At 63.6% G+C, this 20,129-nt stretch carries 18 protein-coding genes; 12 read left to right on the top strand and 6 right to left on the bottom strand.

Annotation, left to right across the window (positions count from 1 at the left end):
* Nucleotide 1: 1 nt before the first annotated feature.
* A complete protein-coding gene (locus tag GL4_RS02560) occupies nt 2-793 on the bottom strand; it encodes an alpha/beta hydrolase (protein ID WP_045364210.1) in 792 nt (263 codons plus the stop codon).
* A gap of 46 nt (nt 794-839) precedes the next feature.
* Here GL4_RS02560 and GL4_RS02555 point away from each other — a divergent pair, with 46 nt between their 5' ends.
* The 8 genes from GL4_RS02555 (at nt 840) to pheT (ending at nt 9,666) form a co-directional block, all read left to right on the top strand.
* Nucleotides 840-2,036 carry a glycosyltransferase family 4 protein gene (locus tag GL4_RS02555; RefSeq protein ID WP_045369287.1) on the top strand — a complete coding sequence of 399 codons (1,197 nt, stop codon included), beginning with the start codon at nt 840-842 and terminating at the stop codon, nt 2,034-2,036.
* Nucleotides 2,037-2,228: 192 nt separating this feature from the next.
* Complete coding sequence (locus GL4_RS02550) at nt 2,229-3,140, top strand: hypothetical protein (protein ID WP_156137357.1); 912 nt, start codon at nt 2,229-2,231, stop codon at nt 3,138-3,140.
* A 190-nt stretch (nt 3,141-3,330) separates the two neighbouring features.
* Entirely contained in the window at nt 3,331-4,644 is a 1,314-nt protein-coding gene (locus GL4_RS02545) for an O-antigen ligase family protein (protein WP_045364204.1), read from the top strand.
* A gap of 157 nt (nt 4,645-4,801) precedes the next feature.
* The gene (gene infC, locus GL4_RS02540; protein WP_045364201.1) at nt 4,802-5,323 is read left to right on the top strand and encodes a translation initiation factor IF-3; all 522 of its coding nucleotides are present in this window, start codon (nt 4,802-4,804) and stop codon (nt 5,321-5,323) included.
* A 187-nt stretch (nt 5,324-5,510) separates the two neighbouring features.
* A complete protein-coding gene (rpmI, locus tag GL4_RS02535; RefSeq protein ID WP_045364199.1) occupies nt 5,511-5,714 on the top strand; it encodes a 50S ribosomal protein L35 in 204 nt (67 codons plus the stop codon).
* Nucleotides 5,715-5,775: 61 nt separating this feature from the next.
* The gene (gene rplT, locus GL4_RS02530; protein ID WP_045364196.1) at nt 5,776-6,132 is read left to right on the top strand and encodes a 50S ribosomal protein L20; all 357 of its coding nucleotides are present in this window, start codon (nt 5,776-5,778) and stop codon (nt 6,130-6,132) included.
* Nucleotides 6,133-6,165: 33 nt separating this feature from the next.
* A complete protein-coding gene (gene pheS / locus GL4_RS02525) occupies nt 6,166-7,251 on the top strand; it encodes a phenylalanine--tRNA ligase subunit alpha (protein ID WP_045364193.1) in 1,086 nt (361 codons plus the stop codon).
* 3 nt (nt 7,252-7,254) lie between these two features.
* Nucleotides 7,255-9,666, top strand: a complete 2,412-nt coding sequence (gene pheT / locus GL4_RS02520; RefSeq protein WP_045364190.1) for a phenylalanine--tRNA ligase subunit beta — start codon at nt 7,255-7,257, stop codon at nt 9,664-9,666.
* Nucleotides 9,667-10,057: 391 nt separating this feature from the next.
* On the opposite strand, the gene GL4_RS02515 is transcribed toward pheT, so the two are convergent.
* Both GL4_RS02515 and GL4_RS02510 read right to left on the bottom strand, forming a co-directional pair.
* Nucleotides 10,058-11,326 carry a CapA family protein gene (locus GL4_RS02515; RefSeq protein WP_172653276.1) on the bottom strand — a complete coding sequence of 423 codons (1,269 nt, stop codon included), beginning with the start codon at nt 11,324-11,326 and terminating at the stop codon, nt 10,058-10,060.
* A gap of 181 nt (nt 11,327-11,507) precedes the next feature.
* The gene (locus GL4_RS02510) at nt 11,508-13,172 is read right to left on the bottom strand and encodes a GMC oxidoreductase (protein ID WP_052464065.1); all 1,665 of its coding nucleotides are present in this window, start codon (nt 13,170-13,172) and stop codon (nt 11,508-11,510) included.
* Between the two features lie 154 nt (nt 13,173-13,326).
* Between GL4_RS02510 and msrA the strand changes: the two genes are divergently transcribed.
* Nucleotides 13,327-13,938: a peptide-methionine (S)-S-oxide reductase MsrA gene (gene msrA, locus GL4_RS02505; protein WP_197539056.1), complete on the top strand. Its 612-nt coding sequence runs from the start codon at nt 13,327-13,329 to the stop codon at nt 13,936-13,938.
* A 76-nt stretch (nt 13,939-14,014) separates the two neighbouring features.
* Here msrA and GL4_RS02500 read toward each other — a convergent pair whose 3' ends face one another.
* Both GL4_RS02500 and GL4_RS02495 read right to left on the bottom strand, forming a co-directional pair.
* Nucleotides 14,015-14,260, bottom strand: a complete 246-nt coding sequence (locus GL4_RS02500; protein ID WP_045364184.1) for a hypothetical protein — start codon at nt 14,258-14,260, stop codon at nt 14,015-14,017.
* A gap of 126 nt (nt 14,261-14,386) precedes the next feature.
* Nucleotides 14,387-14,614, bottom strand: a complete 228-nt coding sequence (locus GL4_RS02495) for a hypothetical protein (RefSeq protein ID WP_045364181.1) — start codon at nt 14,612-14,614, stop codon at nt 14,387-14,389.
* Between the two features lie 244 nt (nt 14,615-14,858).
* On the opposite strand from GL4_RS02495, the gene lepA reads away from it, so the two are divergent.
* The 3 genes from lepA (at nt 14,859) to GL4_RS02480 (ending at nt 19,477) form a co-directional block, all read left to right on the top strand.
* The gene (lepA, locus tag GL4_RS02490; RefSeq protein WP_045364179.1) at nt 14,859-16,670 is read left to right on the top strand and encodes a translation elongation factor 4; all 1,812 of its coding nucleotides are present in this window, start codon (nt 14,859-14,861) and stop codon (nt 16,668-16,670) included.
* A 311-nt stretch (nt 16,671-16,981) separates the two neighbouring features.
* Complete coding sequence (locus GL4_RS02485) at nt 16,982-18,118, top strand: TAXI family TRAP transporter solute-binding subunit (RefSeq protein ID WP_045364176.1); 1,137 nt, start codon at nt 16,982-16,984, stop codon at nt 18,116-18,118.
* Nucleotides 18,119-18,160: 42 nt separating this feature from the next.
* Nucleotides 18,161-19,477, top strand: a complete 1,317-nt coding sequence (locus tag GL4_RS02480) for an SH3 domain-containing protein (protein ID WP_156137356.1) — start codon at nt 18,161-18,163, stop codon at nt 19,475-19,477.
* Here GL4_RS02480 and GL4_RS02475 read toward each other — a convergent pair.
* Nucleotides 19,474-20,064: an HdeD family acid-resistance protein gene (locus tag GL4_RS02475; protein WP_045364170.1), complete on the bottom strand. Its 591-nt coding sequence runs from the start codon at nt 20,062-20,064 to the stop codon at nt 19,474-19,476. The two genes, GL4_RS02480 and GL4_RS02475, sit on opposite strands and share 4 nt — an antisense overlap.
* Nucleotides 20,065-20,129: the final 65 nt, after the last annotated feature.

Raw genomic sequence — 20,129 nt, 5'->3', positions numbered from 1 at the left:
CTTAGACGGACGCCGGATCGATCAGCGTCTCGATCGTGCGGGCGAGGCGATCGAGATCTGCAGGCTCCGACAGGCGATGCCCGGCGGATTTCACCAGCGTGAGCTCAACATCATCGGTCGCCAGAAGATCTACCAACTGCGCGCTATGTTCCCAGGGCACATCTTCGTCGCGCATGCCTTGAAGGATGCGCACCGGCGCATTCACCGGGATGTTGCCGTCGGCCAGCAGATAGTTGCGGCCTTCTTCGATCAGGATTTTGGTGATGGGATACGGGTCGTCGTAATTGGAGGGGGCGTAGTAAACGCCTTCCGTGAGCACGACGTTGCGCGTCTTCTCCGACATCTTTTCCCACATGAGCTTCTCGGTCATGTCCCAGGCCGGCGCGATGAGCACGAGGCCCTTGAGGCGCGTGTCGCGGCTATCCGCGAGTTGGCGCGCCAGGAGCAACGAGATCCAGCCGCCGAGCGAGGAGCCCACGAGAATCACGGGCCGTGTCCCCACGAGCGCCAGCATCTCTTGCGCCTCTTCCAGCCAAGCACCGGTCGATGCCTTCTCGATGTCGCCGCCGGAACGTCCGTGGCCCGAGTAGTCGAAGCGCAGCATCGCGTAGCCCTTCCGGGCCGCCCACTCGCTCAAGAACACGACCTTCGTGCTGGCCATGTCGGAGAGGAAACCGGACAGCCAAACGATGACCGGCGCGTTCCCCGATGCGCCCTCATCGAAGCGATAGGCGATGCGTCGGCCATGATCCCCTTGGCCAATCTCCATAAAATGTGGTTCTTGCTGGTCCATCTTGAGAGCTGCCCGCAGTTTGGAATTCGAGGATAAAAGCGACGCGATGTCGGACGTGACCATATTGCAGGTCGTGCCACGGCTTGAGACCGGCGGCAGCGAACAGTCGACCGTCGAGATCGCCGCAGCGCTCACCCAAGCCGGAGCGAAGGCTCTGGTTGCCACCGAAGGCGGCCGCTTGGCAACTGCTCTCGAGGCCGCCGGCGGCGAAATCATCGAACTTCCCGTGGCGAGCAAGAACCCGCTGACCATCCTCGCCAACGCGCGGCACCTGGCGCGGATCGTCGAAGACCGGAATGTCACGCTGCTCCATGCGCGCAGCCGCGCCCCTGCCTGGAGCGCGTATATAGCAGCGCGCCGCACCGGGCGCCCCTTCGTCACCACATATCATGGAGCCTATAGCGGCAAGAGCCAGCTGAAGACCTTCTACAACAGCGTCATGGCGCGCGGCGACCGCGTGATCGCGAACTCCCGCTTCACGGCGGGGCTGATCAACGGCCAACACACCGTGCCCCCGGAGCACCTGCACGTCATCTATCGCGGGTTCGACGTCTCGGCGTTCGATGCGGACAACGTGGCGCCGGACCGCATTGCACGGCTGCGCGAGGCCTGGGGTATCTCGCCGGAACACCGTGTCGTCCTGCAAGCCGCGCGGCTGACGCGCTGGAAGGGACATCCCTACACAATCGAGGCGGCGCGTCTGCTGAAGGAGCGCGGCCAGCTCGGCGATGCAGTTTTTGTCTTCGCCGGCGACACGCAGAGTCGCGAGGACTACCGCGCCGAACTTCAGGGCGAGATCGACGCTGCGGGTCTCACGGGCGTCGTGCGCCTCGTCGGCCATTGCGACGATATTCCGGCGGCCTTCACGCTGGCGGACCTCGCGGTGGTCGCGTCGACGCGCGCGGAGACATTTGGACGCACCAGTATCGAGTCTCAGGCGGCCGGGTGTCCGGTCATTGTCAGCGATGTGGGAGCGGCGGGCGAGAACGTGGTGACCCAGAGCGCCGGAGACGACTTCACCGGATGGGTCGTGCCGACCGCCGATGCGCGCGCCCTCGCCGATTGCCTCGCCGAGGCGTTAACCCTTTCCCCTCAGTCCCTTGCCGAAATCGGGCAACGAGCCAGGACGCATGCACGCGCACGCTTTGCGCTTCACGACATGCAGCGGGCCACGCTCGCCGTCTACGACGAACTATTAGGTACGGAATTGGCTGCGGCGTTCTGTCCCGCCAAGCAACTCTAATCGTTCAAAAAATCGTGTGCCGGCTTCGGTGCCGTTTGCCCAGGTTTTGCCTCGGTTCCGCCGCGACATCCTGGGACCAATTGTTCGCGCTGGCGCTGCACAGCTCCTCATTCGGGGAACCAACATCCTAAAGGAGTTGTTAAGTAGGGCGGTGCCAATCTCTTAAAAATGTACCCAGGCGTTTCAACACAGATGCAGGCACGAACGACTTCAGCGCGGGGCGTGGATACGCCGCCGGTGCACTTCGTCTATCACGTGCCGAAATGTGCAGGCCGGACGATAGATCGGCATCTGGCCGGCGCGCTGCCGGCGAACGCCTATCACCGTTTGCGCCGGCGCCGGGGCCTGGGCCGGTTTGCGACGGGCTACGACACCTCGCATCTGCCCGATCCGAGCGAGACGAAGGTCGTCAGCAGCCATTATCTCGGAATCTCAATCGACGCGCTGTTCCGGGATCGGCTCATCAAGCGCAGCATGCTGCTGCGCGACCCGGCGAGCCATTTCGTGTCGTACTACAACTACCGCATGACCCGTTACATCAACGAGGGTCTGCAGCCCTACGGCATCGACATCGCCTATGGCGCGATGCGGCGGAACTTCATAACGCACTACATCCTCAACAACTTCCTCGAGTTGAACTGGGTGCAGATCGCCAGCCTATCCGATCAAGAGAAGTACGACCTCGCGAATGCGTTCCTGTCCATGTTCTGGTTCGTCGGCGACTACACGCTGTGCGATGACCTGCTGAGCGCTCTTGGCGACCGGCTCGACATCTCGGCCAATGCGCGGCTGCACAACGGGCTCGCGGACCTGTCGCGGGGTGCGGGCTGGACTCCGCTAACGCTGGATTTGCTTCCTCAGTCGACAGTGGCGCGTATTCAGGACGACAACTTGATCGATCAGAGACTCTGGGAGACCTGGCACGACGCGCGGCACGAGACTGGCGCCGTGCGTCCGGTCGCCCTCGAGAACGGGGCTGCCAGCTTCATCGGCGGGGAAGCCATCCGCTTCGTGCACCAGATCGTCCGGCGCTTGCAGCGGCGCTGGGGACACTTCGACGCCGGTATTGCCGTCCCGCAGCAAGACCCCGCCACGATCGTCTAGCAGACCTTCGATCCAACCGACACCTTCCACCGCAAGTACCTCTCCGAAAGCCGGGGAGGTCTCCGTGGGCCCCCAACATCGCCTGGAGGGCGCTTCCGGGTGCGCATGCGAAGTGCTATGGACTCGGCACTGACCTCGTTCACCAACGGCATCTCGGGACCCGCGCCCAAGCCCAGACACCGGAATCTCTATGCGGCAGCTTGCCAAACTCGCGCTCCGGCGAGAGCTCGCGATCATCCGTTCGCTGTTTTTCCTTGGGCCCCTCATCACGCTGCTGATCCCGAAAACGACGGTCGTGATCCTGATCGTGTTGTTTGTGTGTTGCGTAGGGCTCGACTTGGCGCGGGGCGGCAAGCTCAAGGATCTGTTTCGCATCGATGCGACACTCGCCTTGTTCGGCGTGACGGCCGCGTATCTCTTCATCAACGCGATGTGGTCGCTCGACCCCCAACGCGCCGTCACGGCTTCTGCCTGGTTCGTCCTGGTGGCTCTCATGACGTTCAGCGCGGCCCGTGCGCTTGCCCGCTGGCCGGCGCCCGCATTGCGTGCGGCGGCGACGGCCTTCGCTATTGGGATCGGGGGCGGCGTTGCCTTTCTCCTTTTCGAAGCGGCCACGGGGCGGCTCGCCACTGTGAGCCTCTACAACGCGTTTCCCGTCACGCAGCCCGACAGCCTCAAGGGGTTCGGTGTGCGCAACGGTCAGATCACGCGGATCGCGCCGGGCGAACTCAACGCGATGATCGCCGTCATGTTGTTGGCCCTGTGGCCGGCGCTGCTCTGCATCCTGACCCGTCTCGGCGACAGGAACCGTTATCTCGCGGCAGGCGCGCTGTTTGTCGCAGCAACCGCGGCCATCTTTCTGTCCAATCACGATTCGTCGAAGGTGGGCATCGTTGCGAGTCTGGTCGTCTTCGCGCTCGCGACCCCCTGGCCCGGAGCGGCGCGGAAAGCATTGTGGCTCGTCTGGTGCCTTGCGTTCGCTCTGGTGGTGCCGCTGGCGACATCCGCGTACAAGGCCGACCTTCACAAGTCCGAGTATCTCCCGATGTCGGCCCAAGCACGCGTGACGCTCTGGGCTTACACCGCCAAGCACGTCCGCGACGCCCCTATCCTCGGCATCGGCGGATCGTCCACACGCAAGATCGACCAGTCGCCGGACAATCGGAAAAAGCAGTGGAAGAAGAAACTGAAGACCGAGGGCTTCGGCTGGCGCGCGGGCGCCCACGCCCACAATGTCTTTCTGCAGACGTGGTACGAACTGGGCGCCGTCGGCGTGATCCTGTTCGTTGTGACGGGGTCGGCCGTCATCTTGTCGCTCGGCCGTCTACCAGACGATACGCAGCGTTTCGCGCTGGCCCAAGTGGCGGCGTACTTCGCTATCATCGCATTCGCGTGGGGCATGTGGCAGGCATGGTTGATGGCGTTGACGGGGTTGGCGGGGCTCTATGTCGCGCTCGCCGTGAGCGTCTATCGTGCGAGCCAACCGGAAACCATTGCCACTTAGCCTTGATCCGAAAGCGGATTCCGTCGTGACTTGTCAGGCATTACCGCCTTCTTGTAGAACTTTTCGCTTCTAACTTTGTTTTACTGTCGCGTCCCGTGCCTCGCCGCGGCGAGGGCGCATCACCACTTAAGGAGACTGAGACATCGCAAGACGGCCCATGAAGATGGCCCCCAACCGGGGCGGCCCACGCACCAACGAGGGTATAGACACTCCGCAAATCCAGCTCATTGACGCAACCGGCGAAAATGTCGGCGTCGTTGATATCGAAGACGCGCTCGCGCGCGCCAGCGAAGCCGGGCTCGATCTCGTCGAGATTTCGCCGAACACGGACCCGCCCGTTTGCAAGATCCTGGATTACGGCAAATACAAATATCAGGCTCAGAAGAAGGCCGCCGAGGCGCGCAAGAAGCAGCGCACCGTCGAGATCAAAGAGATCAAGATGCGGCCCAACATCGACACGCACGACTACGACGTGAAGATGCGGTCCATGAACCGGTTCTTCGAGGAGGGCGACAAGGTCAAGGTGACATTGCGCTTCCGAGGCCGCGAAATGGCGCACCAGGAGTTGGGCATGCAGCTGCTCAACAAGGTCAAGGACGACACCGTTGAAATCGCAAAGGTGGAGTCCGAGCCGAGGCTGGAAGGGCGCCAAATGGTCATGGTGCTCGCACCCCGCTAGGCGGCGGGCCCGAATCGCGCCGACAGAGCTTGCACTTCAGGCGCAATTCCCTTTATAACCCGCCGTTCAAGGAGCCGCCCGGCAGGGCATGCCGTGGCGGCTCGCATGCTTTCCAGCATATCTGTACGAAAATTGTTCAAGAACGTGGGCCTGGAGCCATCCAGCGCCTGCCGAAGAAGGAAGCAAAATGCCCAAGCTCAAGACGAAGAGCGGTGCCAAGAAGCGATTCAAGGTCACGGCCAACGGCAAGGTGAAATGCCTCGCCGCCGGTAAGCGTCACGGCATGATCAAGCGGACCAACAAGTTCATCCGGAATGCCCGGGGGACCATGGTCCTGGCCGACGAAGACGCAAAAGTCGTGAAGAAGAATTTTCTCCCCTACGCCCGTTAAGGCTGGGCCTTGCGCCCCATAGGGCCAAGAGAAGAAACGAACGCTTAAGGAGCACCGACACATGTCCCGTGTAAAACGTGGCGTTACCGCCCATGCCCGTCACAGCAAGGTCCTCAAGCAGGCCAAGGGCTATTACGGACGCCGTAAGAACACCATCCGCGTCGCCAAGCAGGCCGTGGAGAAAGCCGGTCAGTACGCCTATCGCGACCGCAAGGTGAAGAAGCGCACCTTCCGCTCTTTGTGGATCCAGCGCATCAACGCCGCCGCGCGCTTGCATGGGGTCACCTATGGCCAGCTCATCGACGGTCTCAAGAAGGCCGGCATCGAGCTCGACCGCAAGGTCCTGGCGGACATCGCCGTGCGCGAGCCGCAAACGTTCCAGGGATTGGTCGAAGCTGCCACTGCCGCCCGGGCGTAAGGCCCGGCCTCGAACGGCGAAGGAGCAAGACCGATGAGCGCGTCAGAGCTCGACACCCTCAAAGCAGAACTGCTTGAGGCGGTCGCGGCTGCGTCCGATTTGGCGAGCCTCGAAGAGGTGCGCGTGGGCGCGCTCGGCAAGAAGGGCCGCGTCTCAGCCCTGATGCAGCGTCTCGGCTCCATGCCGCCGGAAGAGCGGCGCGACTTCGGCCAGGCAGTCAACGCCGTCAAGATGGCCGTCTCGGACGCACTCGAAGCCAAGCGTGAGACGCTCGCCCGCGCGGCCACGACGGCGAAACTCGCCGCCGAACGAGCCGACGTGACCTTGCCGGTCCGCGAAGGACCACTGGCCGAGGGCCGCGTTCACCCAGTCAGCCAGGTCACCGACGAGATCACCGAGATCTTCGCCGACATGGGCTTCTCGATCGCCGAGGGCCCCGACATCGAGACCGACTTCAACAATTTCACGGCGCTGAACATTCCGCCCGAGCATCCGGCCCGGCAGGACCACGACACGTTTTATTTCGCGGAAGGCCCGGACGGGACGCGGCCTGTCCTGCGCACCCATACGAGCCCCGTGCAGATCCGCACGATGCTGAACAACAAGCCGCCCTTGCGCATCATCGCGCCCGGGCGCGTCTATCGCTGCGATTCAGATCAGACCCACACGCCCATGTTCCACCAGGTGGAAGGGCTAGTGATCGACAATGAGGCCCATCTCGGTCACCTGAAATGGGTGCTCGAAGAATTCTGCAAGGCCTTCTTCGAGGTGCCCGAGGTCAAGATGCGCTTCCGCGCAAGCCATTTCCCCTTCACCGAGCCTTCGATGGAGGTGGACATCGGCTACGCCAAGGTGGGCGATGAGATCCGCATCGGCGAGGGCGATCAGTGGTTGGAGATCCTCGGCTGCGGCATGGTCCATCCCAACGTGCTGACCGCCGTCCAGCTCGATCCCAAGAAGTATCAAGGCTTCGCCTTCGGCGTCGGGATCGACCGACTGACCATGCTGAAATACGGCGCGCCGGACCTGCGCGCGTTCTTCTCCGGGGATCTGCGCTGGCTGAAGCACTACGGCTTCGCCCCGCTCGCCGTCCCGACCCTTGCCGGGGGGCTGAGCTAGACCATGAAGTTCACCCTGTCGTGGCTGAAAGAGCATCTCGACACGGACGCGACCGTCGAGGAGATCGCCGACACGCTGACCCTGATCGGGCTCGAGATCGAAGAGGTCGTCGACCCCGCCAAGTCGCTCGCGGATTTTCGTGTGGCCGAGGTGGTAACCGCCGAGAAACATCCTGACGCCGACAAGCTGCAGGTGCTCCAGGTCAATACCGGCAAGGAGACGCTGCAGGTCGTCTGCGGGGCGCCAAATGCGCACGCGGGGATGAAGGGCGTGTTCGCCCCGGTCGGCACCTACGTCCCCGGCATCGATTTCACCCTGACCAAAGCCAAGATCCGCGGCGTCGAATCCAGCGGCATGATGGTCTCGGAGCGCGAGCTGGAACTCTCCGACGAGCATGCGGGGATCATCGAGCTCCCGGCGAAGTCGCGCGTGGGCAGTCCGGCGGCGAAGGCACTCGGCCTCGACGACGTGATCTTCGATATCGCGATCACGCCGAACCGGCCGGATTGTCTCGGCGTCCGGGGCGTGGCCCGCGATCTTGCGGCAGCCGGCCTCGGCAAGCTGAAGAAGGACACGGTCAAACCGGTCAAGGGCCGCTTCGACAATCCCGTTCCGGTCAAGCTTACGTTCGACAAGGAAACGAAGAACGCTTGTCCCATCTTCGCCGGCCGCCTCGTGCGCGGTGTCAAGAATGGGCCGAGCCCGGCCTGGCTACAGGCGCGGCTCAAAGCGATCGGGCTCCGCCCCATCAACGCGCTGGTCGATATCACGAACTACATTTCATTCGATCGTGCGCGGCCTTTGCATGTCTACGATGCCGACAAGCTTGCCGGCGCCGTGCACGCCCGGCTCGGCAGGATCGGCGAGAGCTTCGAAGCTCTCGACGGCAAGACGTACAAGGTCGACGACGAAATGTGCGTGATCGCGGATGAACGTGCGGTGCTCGGCCTTGGCGGCGTGATGGGTGGCGAGGAGACAGGCTGCACCGAGGAGACGACCAATGTCTTCATCGAATCGGCCTATTTCGATCCGAAGCGCACGGCCCGCACAGGACGCACCCTGAACATCATTTCCGACGCCCGATTCCGGTTCGAGCGCGGGATCGACCCGCAGTCCGCTGAGCACGGCATCGAGCAGGCAACGGCCATGGTGCTGGACCTTTGCGGCGGCGAGCCCAGCACGGTCACGGTGGCCGGCGGCGCGCCGAAGGCCAACAAGCCCTTCCGGTTCGACCTGCGGCTGATCGGCCGCTTGAGCGGCCTCTCGCTGCTTCACCGCGGCATTGAACGCAAACTCAAAGTGCTGGGCGTCATGCTCGAAGGCGAGGGCCACGTGCTGAAAGCCGTGCCACCGTCCTGGCGCCCCGACCTTTCGATGCCTGCCGACCTCGTGGAAGAAATCGTGCGTCTCACGGGCGTCGATCGCATTCCGGCCGAGCCCCTGCCTCGCCTGTCGGGCGTCGCCAAGCCGGTGCTCACGCCTGCCCAGAAAAAGGCGCGCACCACACGCCGGCTGCTCGCTGCCCGCGGCTTCGTCGAGGCCGTCACCTGGTCCTTCATCCCAAAAAACGAGGCTACGCTCTTCGGCGGCGGTAACGAAGCCCTCGCGCTGGACAACCCGATCTCGACGGAGATGTCCCAGATGCGTCCGAGCCTCCTGCCGGGCCTCATCAGTGCGGCCAAGCGCAACCGGGACCGCGGCTTCGCCGATGGCGCCCTGTTCGAGCTTGGCAACGCCTATCGCGGCCTTGAGCCAGACGATCAGTACACGGCCGCAAGCGGGGTCCGTTTCGGACAGTCCGCGCTCGACGGCGCGGGCCGCCATTGGTCGGGCGCCGCGCCCGAGGCCGGCTGGGCTACCGTGAAGGCGGACGCCATCGCCGCACTGGAAGCGTTGGGCCTCAGTCAGAGCAATGTTCAGATCACGCGTGACGCACCGGACTGGTTTCATCCGGGCCGGTCGGGCGAGATCAAGCTCGGGCCGAAAGTGACGCTCGGCGTGTTCGGCGAACTTCATCCCGATACGCTCGCAAGCCTCAATGCGGACGGGCCCATGGCCGCGTTCGAGCTCTATCTCGATAATCTGCCGCCGTCGAAGCGCAAGGGCACCGCTAAGCCTGCGCTGGATGCCTCCGACCTTCAGGCGGTCACACGCGATTTCGCCTTCCTCGTCGATGCAGACACGGACGCAGGTCTTCTCGTGCGAACCGCGTCCGGTGCGGACCGGGCGCTCATCTCAGGCGTCAGCGTGTTCGACGAGTTCACCGGCCAAGGCGTGCCGGAGGGCAAAAAGTCGCTCGCCATCGAGGTGACGCTGCAGCCGCGCGACAAGACGCTGACGGACGAAGAGATCGACGCGGTCGCCGAAAAGGTCGTCGCAAGCGTCGTCAAGACCACCGGCGGCACGCTCCGCTAGGCTGCTCTCCCTCGAAGGGCCGCCAAGCTATTGAAGTGCAAAAGCTTCCACGCCTGCACGTTCCCCTTGCGTTCCCCGCAGATTCGGATCAATTTTTCGATTCGATGCACCGATCGTGGTGCATCTCTCATGGAGAAACTCAAATGCCAAAGGGCAAAACAAGTGCATCTGCCAGCGCTGCCAAAACAGGCCGCGTCACCCCGGTAAAACAGACCAAAAGTCGTTCCAGCACACCCGCAGCGGGAAGCATGTCCAAAGCAGGACAGGGCGCCGCCAAGGCCGGTCGGGCGAAAAAGAAATAGTCCCAACACTCATTTGATCTCTCGCGAGGGCCACGCTCGTGGCCCTCGTTTTCCCGCAAAGCTGTGTCAGCGCCAGAGCCGCATCAGCGCTAGAACTGTCCGAACCCGAAAATCGAATTGCTCTTGCGCTTCTTCTTGGGCCCTGCGCCATAGAAGGGCTTGTCCGCACACGCGTTCGCCAGCGTCGCAGTGAGTTGCGCGGGGATTGGCGGCGCGGGCGTCCAAGCAGCGCATAGCGCGCCGATCTTGCCGCCAAATTCTCCGGCGCCGTCCGCGCAAAAAAGCCCCGTCCCATCGTCGCGCGGCGTGAAGACGATGCCTTCCGCGCCCTCGCCATCCCCTAGCCGCGCCCCGAGATAGTTGAGCGCATGGATCCGCCGCGCGCCCTCCTGGGGCGTAAAGCGCGCGGGGCGGATATGGGTGTCCGCGATGGGGATGGCCTCGATCGCGCCGACGGTCCACGCATCGTTCATCTTGGCCAGATGCACCTTCGCCATGAGGCCGTAGTCGCGGCACATGCCGAAGCGCTTCATCTCCGCCGTGCCCGGATGCAGAAAATTGCCGAGCCCGTAAAAGATCAGCGAGTCCCCGACGCGTTCGACACCTTGCGCCACATGCGGGTGATGACCGACGATCAGATCGATGCCTTTCTCGCGCGCGGCGAAGTCCCGCCAGTCGTCGAGCTGTCGCTTGTCGGGCACGACACGCCCTTCGAGCCCGTAGTGGACCGACAGGATCCGATAGTCGGCCGGAATCTCACGCAGCCGATTGACGACGATTTCGAAATCTCCACGCCGGCGATAGGCAGCCTGACCGGGTTTGCCCTCTCCTGCGCGATGCTCGGTCCGCTGACCGGTGACGATCCCCGTCGCCGCGAAGCCGAGCGTCATGCCCTCGATATCGAGACAGCCCGGCCGCGTCGCCTCCTCGAAATCGGCGCCAAGGCCTGCATATGCGATGGTTTTGCCATCCCCTTGTGCCGCATTCGCGATGGCCAAATGATACAGCGTCTCCTCCGCACCCTTTGGGCCGTAGTCCATGGAATGGTTGTTGGCGAGGGAGAACAGGTTGAAGCCGGCACCGATGAGCGCGTCGAGCCCGGCCGGATGGCTGCGGAAATTGTAGGGCGCGGTCTGCCCCTTCATATCCGGGGGCAAATCGTTGCGGTCCGTCACCACGGTTTCGAGATTGAGGAAGGCGACGTCGCCGTCCAATTCGCCCGCGATGCCGCTGAGGCTCTGATCGAACGTGAGACTGCGCCGGTCTTTCGTGAAGCCCTTTGGGTCGACCAGTGCGCCTTTCGGATTGAAACCCGTATCGCCGGCCAGCACGAGCGTGAACTCAGTTGGTCCTTTCATGGGAGAGGCGCTTGCCAGCTTTGGCCTGCCGCCGATCGACGCCGTGTACTCGGCATTCGCACAGGGCCCGATGCGCATGTCGGCCCGCGCTGGCCCGCTGGCGCCAACGGCTACCGACACGCCGAGTCCCGCTAGGAACAAGGCAGTGGTGCAGGCAGCAAGGCGCATCCGTATCCGGCCCTTAGGCGGTGGCTTCGAGTTCGGCTTGAGGCCGAATCGGTTCGGTGTCGAATCCTAGGTTATGGTCGCGCGCGAATTGAACCATCGCGCGCTCCGCCAGGGCGCTGATCGTCAGAAGCGGGTTGCAACCGAGCGAGCGCGGCATGACAGATCCGTCGCAGACATAGAGCCCGGCATGGGTCTCATCGCCGCGTGGCCCCGCAAAGACCTGACACTTGTGATTGACGGTGCCGCTCTCGGCGGTCTCGCCCATGCCACAACCGCCGAGCGGGTGCGCGGTCGCGGGCTTTGAGCCCATGTTGGTGGCCGCGAGCGGGTTCTTGATGTAGCGACCGCCGACGAACTCCGCGGCCTTCGTCAGCGCGGCGTCGACGCGCGCGTAAACATCCTGCTTAGCGACGTCGGGCCAATCGACTTGGATCGCATCGTCCTTCAGGACGAGCCGGCCGAGCGCCTCGTCGTGCGATACGCAGAAGAAGCTCTGCAGATGCGAGAGCGGGCCTTTATAGACGCCCTTGATCAGGCTCTGGGCCGCGCCCAACAGACGTCCGCCCGCGATGAAGAACACCGGCAGCAACGGCGCGACGGAGGATGGCATCGTGCCTTCCTGGATGATCATGCTGGCATTGAGGTCGTCGTCGTCCGGCAGTTCGATCTGGCCCGCCACCGACGTCCCCACGGGATCCTCGCTGAACTTGGGCGGCTCGCCGACGCCCACCGCGTTGACGCGGTTCTTACCGCCCAGGGCAAAGGCGATGATGTCGCCATTGGCCGAGAACCCCATGCCGAGCCGGTCGGAGGTGCTGAGTCCCCGCTCGCGCGAGCGCAGCAAGATCTCGGTCGAGCCCAAGGTCCCTGCGCCGAGGAACACCGTCTTCGCATCGACGGAGGACGCCTCGCCCGCATCGCCGGTCGAGAAGAAATGCACGCGCCAGCCGCCGCTCAGCTTCTCGACATGGCTCACGGAAAGCTCGGTGAAGATCTCAGCGCCATGGGTCTTGGCATCGGCCAGATAGGTGACGGCGACGGAGTTCTTTGCACCCACATTGCAGCCCGAGCAGCAATCGCCGCAAAGCGTGCAGGCGGCTTGTGCGATCCCGGCGGGGTTGACCACCTCGTCGAAGCTCACGGTGATAGGCGCGGTGACCGGCGCCTTGCCGAAAACACCGCTGGCTGCTTCCAATGCCCGATACTTGGTGAGTTCGGGCGCGCCCGCATACCGCGCCGGCCGCAGCATGGCCGCGGCTCGAGCAAAGCCGAGGTCGAGCAGGCCGTCGTCTCGGATCGCGTCAGGCCAAACACGATCGGCGAAGACGCGCGCATCGGGCCGCAGGGCGACGCCGGCGTTGATCAGTGAACCGCCGCCAAGGCCACACCCAACCACCACGTTGATGTCGGAGCCCAGGCGAACGTCGTACAGGCCCGTTCCGGACCCGGAGCGCTTCTTGCCGCTGTGGACCTGAAGCTCGCGCCGCAGTTCGGGCAGGCGCGCGGGAAAGCCGCCGACCGGAACCTCCCGGCCCCGCTCAAGGACACAGACGCGTTGGCCCGCGCGCGACAGCCGGGACGCGGCGATGCCGCCCCCATAGCCGGACCCGACCACGACCACGTCGTAGGCAGGCCGCATGGCCAAGCGGTCCAGGGATAGCGTTACGGGCTGCTGCATGCCTCTCAATACCTCGGGTGCGGCAGGACTTCCAACACGTTGTGGCCGCAGGGTTGGGTCCGGTTCACTTCCAATCACACAACCGCGAGTGTCTCTACCGCCGCACTGCGCGACTCCTTATCGTCCAAGACAGACAACAATTTGGAGACGTTCAATGATCGCGCGATGGATTTTCGCCAGCCTAACGGCCGCCTTCCTGGCGCTGTTCGTGCTCGCCATGCATGGCCAGACTGCGATGGCGGAGGATGCGGCGGGGACGAAGACCGCCATTTTCGCCGGCGGCTGCTTCTGGTGTGTGGAGGATGCCTTCGACAAGGTCGACGGCGTGACGGAGACGATCTCGGGCTACGCGGGGGGCACCCTGAAAAACCCAACGTATGCGAACCACAAGACCCATGTGGAGGCCCTCAAGGTCACCTACGATCCGTCGAAAGTGACCTATGCGGAACTGCTCGACAATTACTGGCACAACATCGACCCTTTTGATGCGGAAGGGCAGTTCTGCGACAAGGGCCCCGCCTACCACACGGTCGTGTTCGTCTCCGACGATGCTGAACGGGCGCTTGCCGAGAAGACGAAGCAGGAAATTGAGGAGCAATTCGGCAAGACGGTGGAGACCGAGATCCGGCCGACTACGACATTCACCGCGGCCGAGGAGTATCACCAGGATTACCACACGAAAAATCCGGTGAGCTACAAGTACTACAAATGGGGCTGCGGCCGCGCGCAGCGTCTCTCCGAGATCTGGGGCGACAAGAGTAGCTGATCGATCACGGCCGAAACGAAAATGGGGCGCGTGCAGATGCACGACGCCCCATTGGCTTGTCTATCCGGCGGTGCGGCTAGTAGCCGATCCAGACGCCCCGCTTGCGGGCCTTCTTCCAGGCCTTGCGGCGGTCCTCCCAAGCGTCGCGGCGATCCTTGCAAGCCTGCTTGTAGGCTTTGCGCGACCACTTGTCGTGAGGGTACATCCACTTCGCGCGGTCACCGCAGCTGGGACCCGCGTTGGCCGGGGCCGGGGCCGAAACGAGCGTCGCACTACCCGCGATCATCGCGGCGGCTATCGAACATAGAACGAGTTTCTTCATCGCTAGTCTCCTCCGTATTGACGGGATCGGCACGGCACCTCGCCCCAACAGGCAAAAAGAAAGGGGCCCAAATGAGCCCCTTTCTTGCATTTCTGATGTCAATCGATCCGCGATCGATCGGCGCTGCTACGAGCGGTCCTTCAGGAAGTTCAGCTTCGAGAACATGCCGCCGTCGGCCTTGGCCGACTTCATCGACTTCTTGCACTCGCGCTTGATCTTCACGCGCTCCATCATGCTGGTGGCCTTGACCTTGGCCACTTCCTGGCAGGTCTTTGCGGCCTGGGCCGGGGACGCAAGCGTGGCGCCGGCAATCAGAGCAGCCGCAGCGGTGGCGAGAAGGACATTCTTATTCATAGACGTAATCCTCAAGGGCAGTCTCTAGGAACGAGACCAGGGTTTGGATGCGAGGCTCCGGACACGTTGCGAATCGACCGAATCCCCCACGATCGGAAGAGCATTCCAATCGAGGAATTTCTACGCCGAGACAACTGCAAAATTACGGCAATCGCGCACATGGTTTCGCCCAAATTAACAGGCGCCGCGGCGCGCATCACTCCCAGCTTGACCTACAGCCGTTTGCTCCCCTACGTAGCCGTCCATGAGTGCGCCGACACCCCTTTCCCATATTCGAAACTTCTCGATCATTGCCCATATCGACCATGGCAAGTCGACCCTGGCCGACCGGCTGATCCAGCTGTGTGGCGGCCTCACGGCGCGGGAGATGAAGGAGCAGGTGCTCGACTCGATGGATATCGAGCGCGAGCGCGGCATCACCATCAAGGCCCAGACCGTTCGCCTCGACTACCGGGCGAAGGACGGCCAGCTCTACGAGCTGAACCTGATCGACACGCCGGGCCATGTGGACTTCGCCTACGAGGTCAACCGGTCGCTGGCCGCGTGCGAGGGATCGCTCCTCGTCGTCGACGCGACCCAAGGCGTAGAAGCCCAGACCCTCGCCAATGTCTACCAGGCCCTGGACAACGACCACGAGATCGTCCCCGTCCTGAACAAGATCGATTTGCCGGCCGCGGAGCCGGAAAAGGTTCGCGCGCAGATTGAGGACGTGATCGGGCTGGACGCTTCCGAAGCGGTCGAGATTTCGGCGAAGACAGGTCTTGGCGTGGAAGATGTGCTCGAGGCGATCGTGACGCGTTTGCCCCCGCCGGAAGGCGATGTGGACGCGCCGCTCAAGGCCATGCTCGTCGACAGCTGGTACGATGCGTATCTCGGTGTGGTCGTCCTCGTCCGCGTGATCGACGGCACGCTGCGGAAAGGGCAGCGGATCCGGCTGATGTCGACCGGCGCAGGCTATCAGGTCGACCGCTGCGGCATCTTCCGCCCCAAAAAGGAAGCGCGCGACAAACTCGGACCCGGCGAGATCGGATTTTTCACGGCCGCCATCAAAGAGGTGGCCGACACCCGCGTCGGCGACACGGTGACCGACGAGAAAAAGCCGACCGACAAACCCCTGGCTGGATTTCAGCCGGCACAGCCGGTCGTGTTCTGCGGGCTGTTCCCCGTGGACTCGGGCGACTTTGAAGATCTGCGCGAGGCCGTCGGCAAGCTGCGGCTCAACGATGCGAGCTTCGAGTACGAGATGGAGACATCCGCCGCGCTCGGCTTCGGATTCCGCTGCGGCTTCCTCGGCCTCCTGCATCTCGAGATCGTCCGCGAAAGGCTGGAGCGCGAGTTCGATATCGACCTCATCGCGACGGCCCCGTCGGTCGTCTACCACGTGTTCCTCACCGACGGCACGATGGTCGAGCTGCATAATCCGGCCGACATGCCCGAGCCTCAGAAGATCGAACGCATCGAGGAGCCGTGGATCGAGGCGAGCATTCTCGTGCCGGACGAGCATCTGGGTGCCGTCCTGAAGCTGTGCGAGGACCGGCGCGGACGGCAGAAGACGCTCACCTATGCCGGCGCCCGCGCGATGATCGTCTACGACCTGCCCCTCAACGAGGTGGTGTTCGACTTTTACGACCGCCTGAAGTCGGTGACGCGCGGCTATGCCTCCTTCGACTACCACATCACCGGCTACGAGGCGGGCAATCTCGTCAAGATGTCGATGCTGGTGAATGCCGAGCCCGTGGACGCGCTGTCGGTCATCGTGCATCGCGACCGGGCCGAGGCGCGCGGCCGCGCCATGGTGGACAAGCTCAAGGATCTGATCCCGCGGCACATGTTCAAGATCCCGATTCAGGCGGCCATCGGCGGCAAGGTCATCGCGCGCGAGACCATCAGCGCCCTGCGCAAGGACGTCACCGCGAAATGCTACGGCGGCGACATCACCCGGAAGCGCAAGCTGCTCGAGAAGCAGAAGGCGGGTAAGAAGAAGATGCGCAGCTTCGGCAAGGTGGACATCCCCCAGGAAGCCTTCATCGCCGCCCTCAAGATGGACGCGGATTAGGCGGTCCTCTCCTCAGACGAAACCAATTCGCTCCCCCCGCGTTGATGATGCGGTAGCCCGCACCACGGGCGATACTGCGTGTGCCTTGATATAATGAAGCAAGTAAATTGTGCGGGACATCTTTCCACGCGCCCGAATTTGTTTGCGTTTATTCAGACGTCTATTGCCTTGTTTCAGTCTAACTATCGTTTTCTCCGCCACACTCCAGTCATACTTGCGTTTTTATCTTGATTTTTTCTCATCTATTGTTGACAGATGCGAATCGATCACTTCCCATTCGACGCGGGGGACGTTTGAATGAGGGAACTATCATGCGGATCGCTTTGGCCCTCGGCCTGGCCGGACTGTGTCTGCTGCTCCCCTACGGGGCCGCGAACAGCGCCGAGAATGGCGCCGGCAAAGACGGCAGCCCGCTGACCGCCGGTACCGTGACGATCATGTCCGGGACCACGTTCGACGGGACCGCGGTCGTCGCTCGCGATATGGCGGCTATGATCAACAGCAGGGCGTCGGGCAGCAGCGACCCGTCCCTCAGGGCCGTCCCGATGATAGGACAGGGCCCGGCGCAAACCCTCCGCGACGTTCTCAACCTTGGCACTGTCGATCTGGGCGTGACCCATTCGACCGTACTCAATCACTATGCCGATACGGGCGAGCTCGGACCCATCAAGGATCGCATCGTCTATGTGGCGAAGCTGTTCAACGAAGACCTGCACCTTTTGGCCGGCGCGGACGTCACGACGATTGAGGACCTGAACGGCAAGACGGTGAATGTCGGCCCGGAAGGAAGCGCCACGGAAATCGCGGCGACCATCCTGTTCGAGGGGCTCGGGCTTGAGGTCGAGGCAGCTCGTCTCGAACCGGCCGATGCGGTAGCGAAGCTGAAGTCGGGCGGGATCGACGCCGCAATCCTCATCGGGACGACGCCCATCGCCGGCTTGGCGCAGATCGGGGTGGATGCAGGCCTCAAACTTCTGCCGGTCCCGTACCCGCCGGGGCTCGAGGACGACACCTATCCCGCCGTCCTGACCCATGACGATTACCCGGTGCTGATCGACGACGGCGCGCGCCTCGATACCGTGGCGATTTGCGCCGTACTTGTGGCGCTCGCCGACAAGGACAATGCGGAACTTGGGGCAAAACTCGAACTCTTCGTCGACCGCTTCTTCTCGGGGTTCGACGTGCTCCAGCAAGCACCGAACCACCCCAAATGGCGGGACGTGAATTTCGCCGCGACGCTCGAGGGCTGGCAACGCGCCCCGCAAGCACAAGCGTGGATCGACACGGCCCGCTCGGCAGCCGTCGCGGAAGCCCGCGAGCGCGAAAGTTTCAAGGCGTTCCTGACGCAGGCCGGCGACGTCGTGGGGCCCGACTCTGTCTCCGATGCGGACCAGGAGAAGCTGTTCCGCGCCTTCAAGGCCTGGAACAAGGCCCAACAGTCGAACTGAACCAACGTCAACTGCCACCGGCATGTTGAGAGGGAGGTCACAGTGACACAGCCAGTACTGAAACAGGACGGCATTCTAGATGAGTTCTTGCCGGACGACGTCTTGCGGCTTGCGGAAGAGATCAATGCGGCCGCGCCGTTCGAGCATAGGCTCGCTGCTGCGAATACGGACCACACCGCGTCCTCGCTCGCGCGGCGCTTCGCACCCGACACCGTTCGGCAGCGCGCCGCTGCCGCAGATCCCACCTTGCTAGCTCCCGTTCCGCCGGCCTCAAGCCGGGCCGTCGCGAGGCCTCGGCGCTTCTTGCGCGCGGCTGCCTTCGGACTGGCCTCCGCGACGGCCTTGGCGGGTGGGATGATGTGGCTCGTGGGTAGCGGTGGTCTCGACTTCAATCTCGACCTGGACCGCATGTTCCAGCATGCGGGCCTCGTCAAGCAAACGGACACTGCGCCGCGCGCATCCGCGGCACTGTCGATCGACGTCCTTCCGCCTCGCTTCTCCGCTCCGACCCTCGCGGCGGACGAAGACGGCAAGGTCCGTACGGCGGCCCGGCCTAATGTGGCTCCCCCACTTTCGTCTGGGTTCGCCGTGCGGGCCGGGGAGTCCGATCGCATCGAAGGTTTGATGGCGCACGGGCAGAAAATGATCGACGTGGGCTATCTCGCCGGCGCCCGGGCCTATTACCGCCGGGCGGCGGAAGCCGGAAGCGGCGAAGCCGCTCTCGCGCTGGGCGCGACCTACGATCCCGACATCGTTGCTCGCCTGGGCGTTCAGGGCATCAAACCCGACAGAGCGGAAGCCGCCAAATGGTATGCGACGGCGGCAGGCCTCGGCATCGCCGATCGGGAAAAGGTACTCCATAGACTGACGGAGCACTGGGGCGACGAGCAGACCACTCCCAAACAGACGGAGATCATGGCGTCGGCGAGCCCGACTCACAGCATCTCGGCGCCCGGCGTCTCCGCTCCCATCAAGAACCCCCACGCCGCAACGCGGGTCCCGCAAGACGCCAGCGGCGGCGCCGACCGGCAACGCGTTGCCAGCAACAACGCCGTCCCGACGAGTTCGGTACGGCCGCAATTGCTGGCCTCCGACGAGGAGCCGAAGCCAGGACCCTTGACGATGATTGTGCGCGCGGCCGCCGGCCTCTCGGCGCAGGAAGAGTGGATGGAGGTCGCCAGCCCCGTGAATGTCCGCAAGGGCCCCTCCTCGAACGCCGGCACCGACAAGGTCGCCCCGAAAGGCGCCAAGTTCCGCGTGGTTGGCCGCGAGGGCAACTGGATCCGCGTCGCCGACCCCAAAACGGCGCAGGAAGGCTACATCTACAACCGCTTCCTGAAGGAGAGCAGCGCGCCCTAGCTGTCTTTGACCGCGGGAGCCTTATGCACCTGCCAAGCGAGATAGGTGAGCGCCGACCCCTCGCTGACGAGCAGTATGCCAAGCATCAGCCCAAGGACCCAGCTGGCCGTCAGCGGCATGTTGGCCCACAAGATGAACGCCAGAACGATGCCGACGAGGCCGCTTGCCAGCACCCATCCCCAATTCGGGAACGGGCGGATCGTCAGGGCGAAGATGACCTTCGCGATACCTTCGACCATGAAGTAGACGATCAGCAGCATCGTCATCACCAGCAGCCCGCTTTCGGGAGAGCGGAGCAGCAGCACGCCGATCAGGACCGCGAGCACGGCCGAGATCAGCTGCAGCCAGAAGTGCGGGACGTTGGTGGCGCCGATCAAGCCGACCGCCTGCAGCACCCCGCTGATGATCAACACCCACCCCAACAGGGATACGATCGCGACGGACGCGATAACGGGTGAGATGATCGCGAGCACGCCCGCGACGACGAGCAACACGCCCTGAATTAGGTACCAAAGGGAGTAACGCTTCACGGTCTCGCGCATTGCCTCGCGAAGCGCCGCGGCAGCTGCGTCCACTGGAATAGCCATGGGTCGGGCCCTCCTCTAGGGTGTCGGTCGAATCACTCCTGTTCTTCCCAGCAGCATACGCCAAG

The sequence above is a fragment of the Methyloceanibacter caenitepidi genome, from assembly GCF_000828475.1.
In the GTDB taxonomy this organism is placed as follows: domain Bacteria; phylum Pseudomonadota; class Alphaproteobacteria; order Rhizobiales; family Methyloligellaceae; genus Methyloceanibacter; species Methyloceanibacter caenitepidi.
The sequence above is the reverse complement of the archived record's forward strand: the minus strand, read 5'-3'. Positions and strand labels throughout refer to the sequence as shown.

What these genes read in the sequence shown, in the direction of transcription:
- GL4_RS02560 (WP_045364210.1), bottom strand. Translation starts at nt 793, where the DNA reads ATGGACCAGCAAGAACCACATTTTATGGAGATTGGCCAAGGGGATCAT.
- GL4_RS02555 (WP_045369287.1), top strand. Translation starts at nt 840, where the DNA reads ATGTCGGACGTGACCATATTGCAGGTCGTGCCACGGCTTGAGACCGGC.
- GL4_RS02550 (WP_156137357.1), top strand. Translation starts at nt 2,229, where the DNA reads ATGCAGGCACGAACGACTTCAGCGCGGGGCGTGGATACGCCGCCGGTG.
- GL4_RS02545 (WP_045364204.1), top strand. Translation starts at nt 3,331, where the DNA reads ATGCGGCAGCTTGCCAAACTCGCGCTCCGGCGAGAGCTCGCGATCATC.
- infC (WP_045364201.1), top strand. Translation starts at nt 4,802, where the DNA reads ATGAAGATGGCCCCCAACCGGGGCGGCCCACGCACCAACGAGGGTATA.
- rpmI (WP_045364199.1), top strand. Translation starts at nt 5,511, where the DNA reads ATGCCCAAGCTCAAGACGAAGAGCGGTGCCAAGAAGCGATTCAAGGTC.
- rplT (WP_045364196.1), top strand. Translation starts at nt 5,776, where the DNA reads ATGTCCCGTGTAAAACGTGGCGTTACCGCCCATGCCCGTCACAGCAAG.
- pheS (WP_045364193.1), top strand. Translation starts at nt 6,166, where the DNA reads ATGAGCGCGTCAGAGCTCGACACCCTCAAAGCAGAACTGCTTGAGGCG.
- pheT (WP_045364190.1), top strand. Translation starts at nt 7,255, where the DNA reads ATGAAGTTCACCCTGTCGTGGCTGAAAGAGCATCTCGACACGGACGCG.
- GL4_RS02515 (WP_172653276.1), bottom strand. Translation starts at nt 11,326, where the DNA reads ATGAAAGGACCAACTGAGTTCACGCTCGTGCTGGCCGGCGATACGGGT.
- GL4_RS02510 (WP_052464065.1), bottom strand. Translation starts at nt 13,172, where the DNA reads ATGCAGCAGCCCGTAACGCTATCCCTGGACCGCTTGGCCATGCGGCCT.
- msrA (WP_197539056.1), top strand. Translation starts at nt 13,327, where the DNA reads ATGATCGCGCGATGGATTTTCGCCAGCCTAACGGCCGCCTTCCTGGCG.
- GL4_RS02500 (WP_045364184.1), bottom strand. Translation starts at nt 14,260, where the DNA reads ATGAAGAAACTCGTTCTATGTTCGATAGCCGCCGCGATGATCGCGGGT.
- GL4_RS02495 (WP_045364181.1), bottom strand. Translation starts at nt 14,614, where the DNA reads ATGAATAAGAATGTCCTTCTCGCCACCGCTGCGGCTGCTCTGATTGCC.
- lepA (WP_045364179.1), top strand. Translation starts at nt 14,859, where the DNA reads ATGAGTGCGCCGACACCCCTTTCCCATATTCGAAACTTCTCGATCATT.
- GL4_RS02485 (WP_045364176.1), top strand. Translation starts at nt 16,982, where the DNA reads ATGCGGATCGCTTTGGCCCTCGGCCTGGCCGGACTGTGTCTGCTGCTC.
- GL4_RS02475 (WP_045364170.1), bottom strand. Translation starts at nt 20,064, where the DNA reads ATGGCTATTCCAGTGGACGCAGCTGCCGCGGCGCTTCGCGAGGCAATG.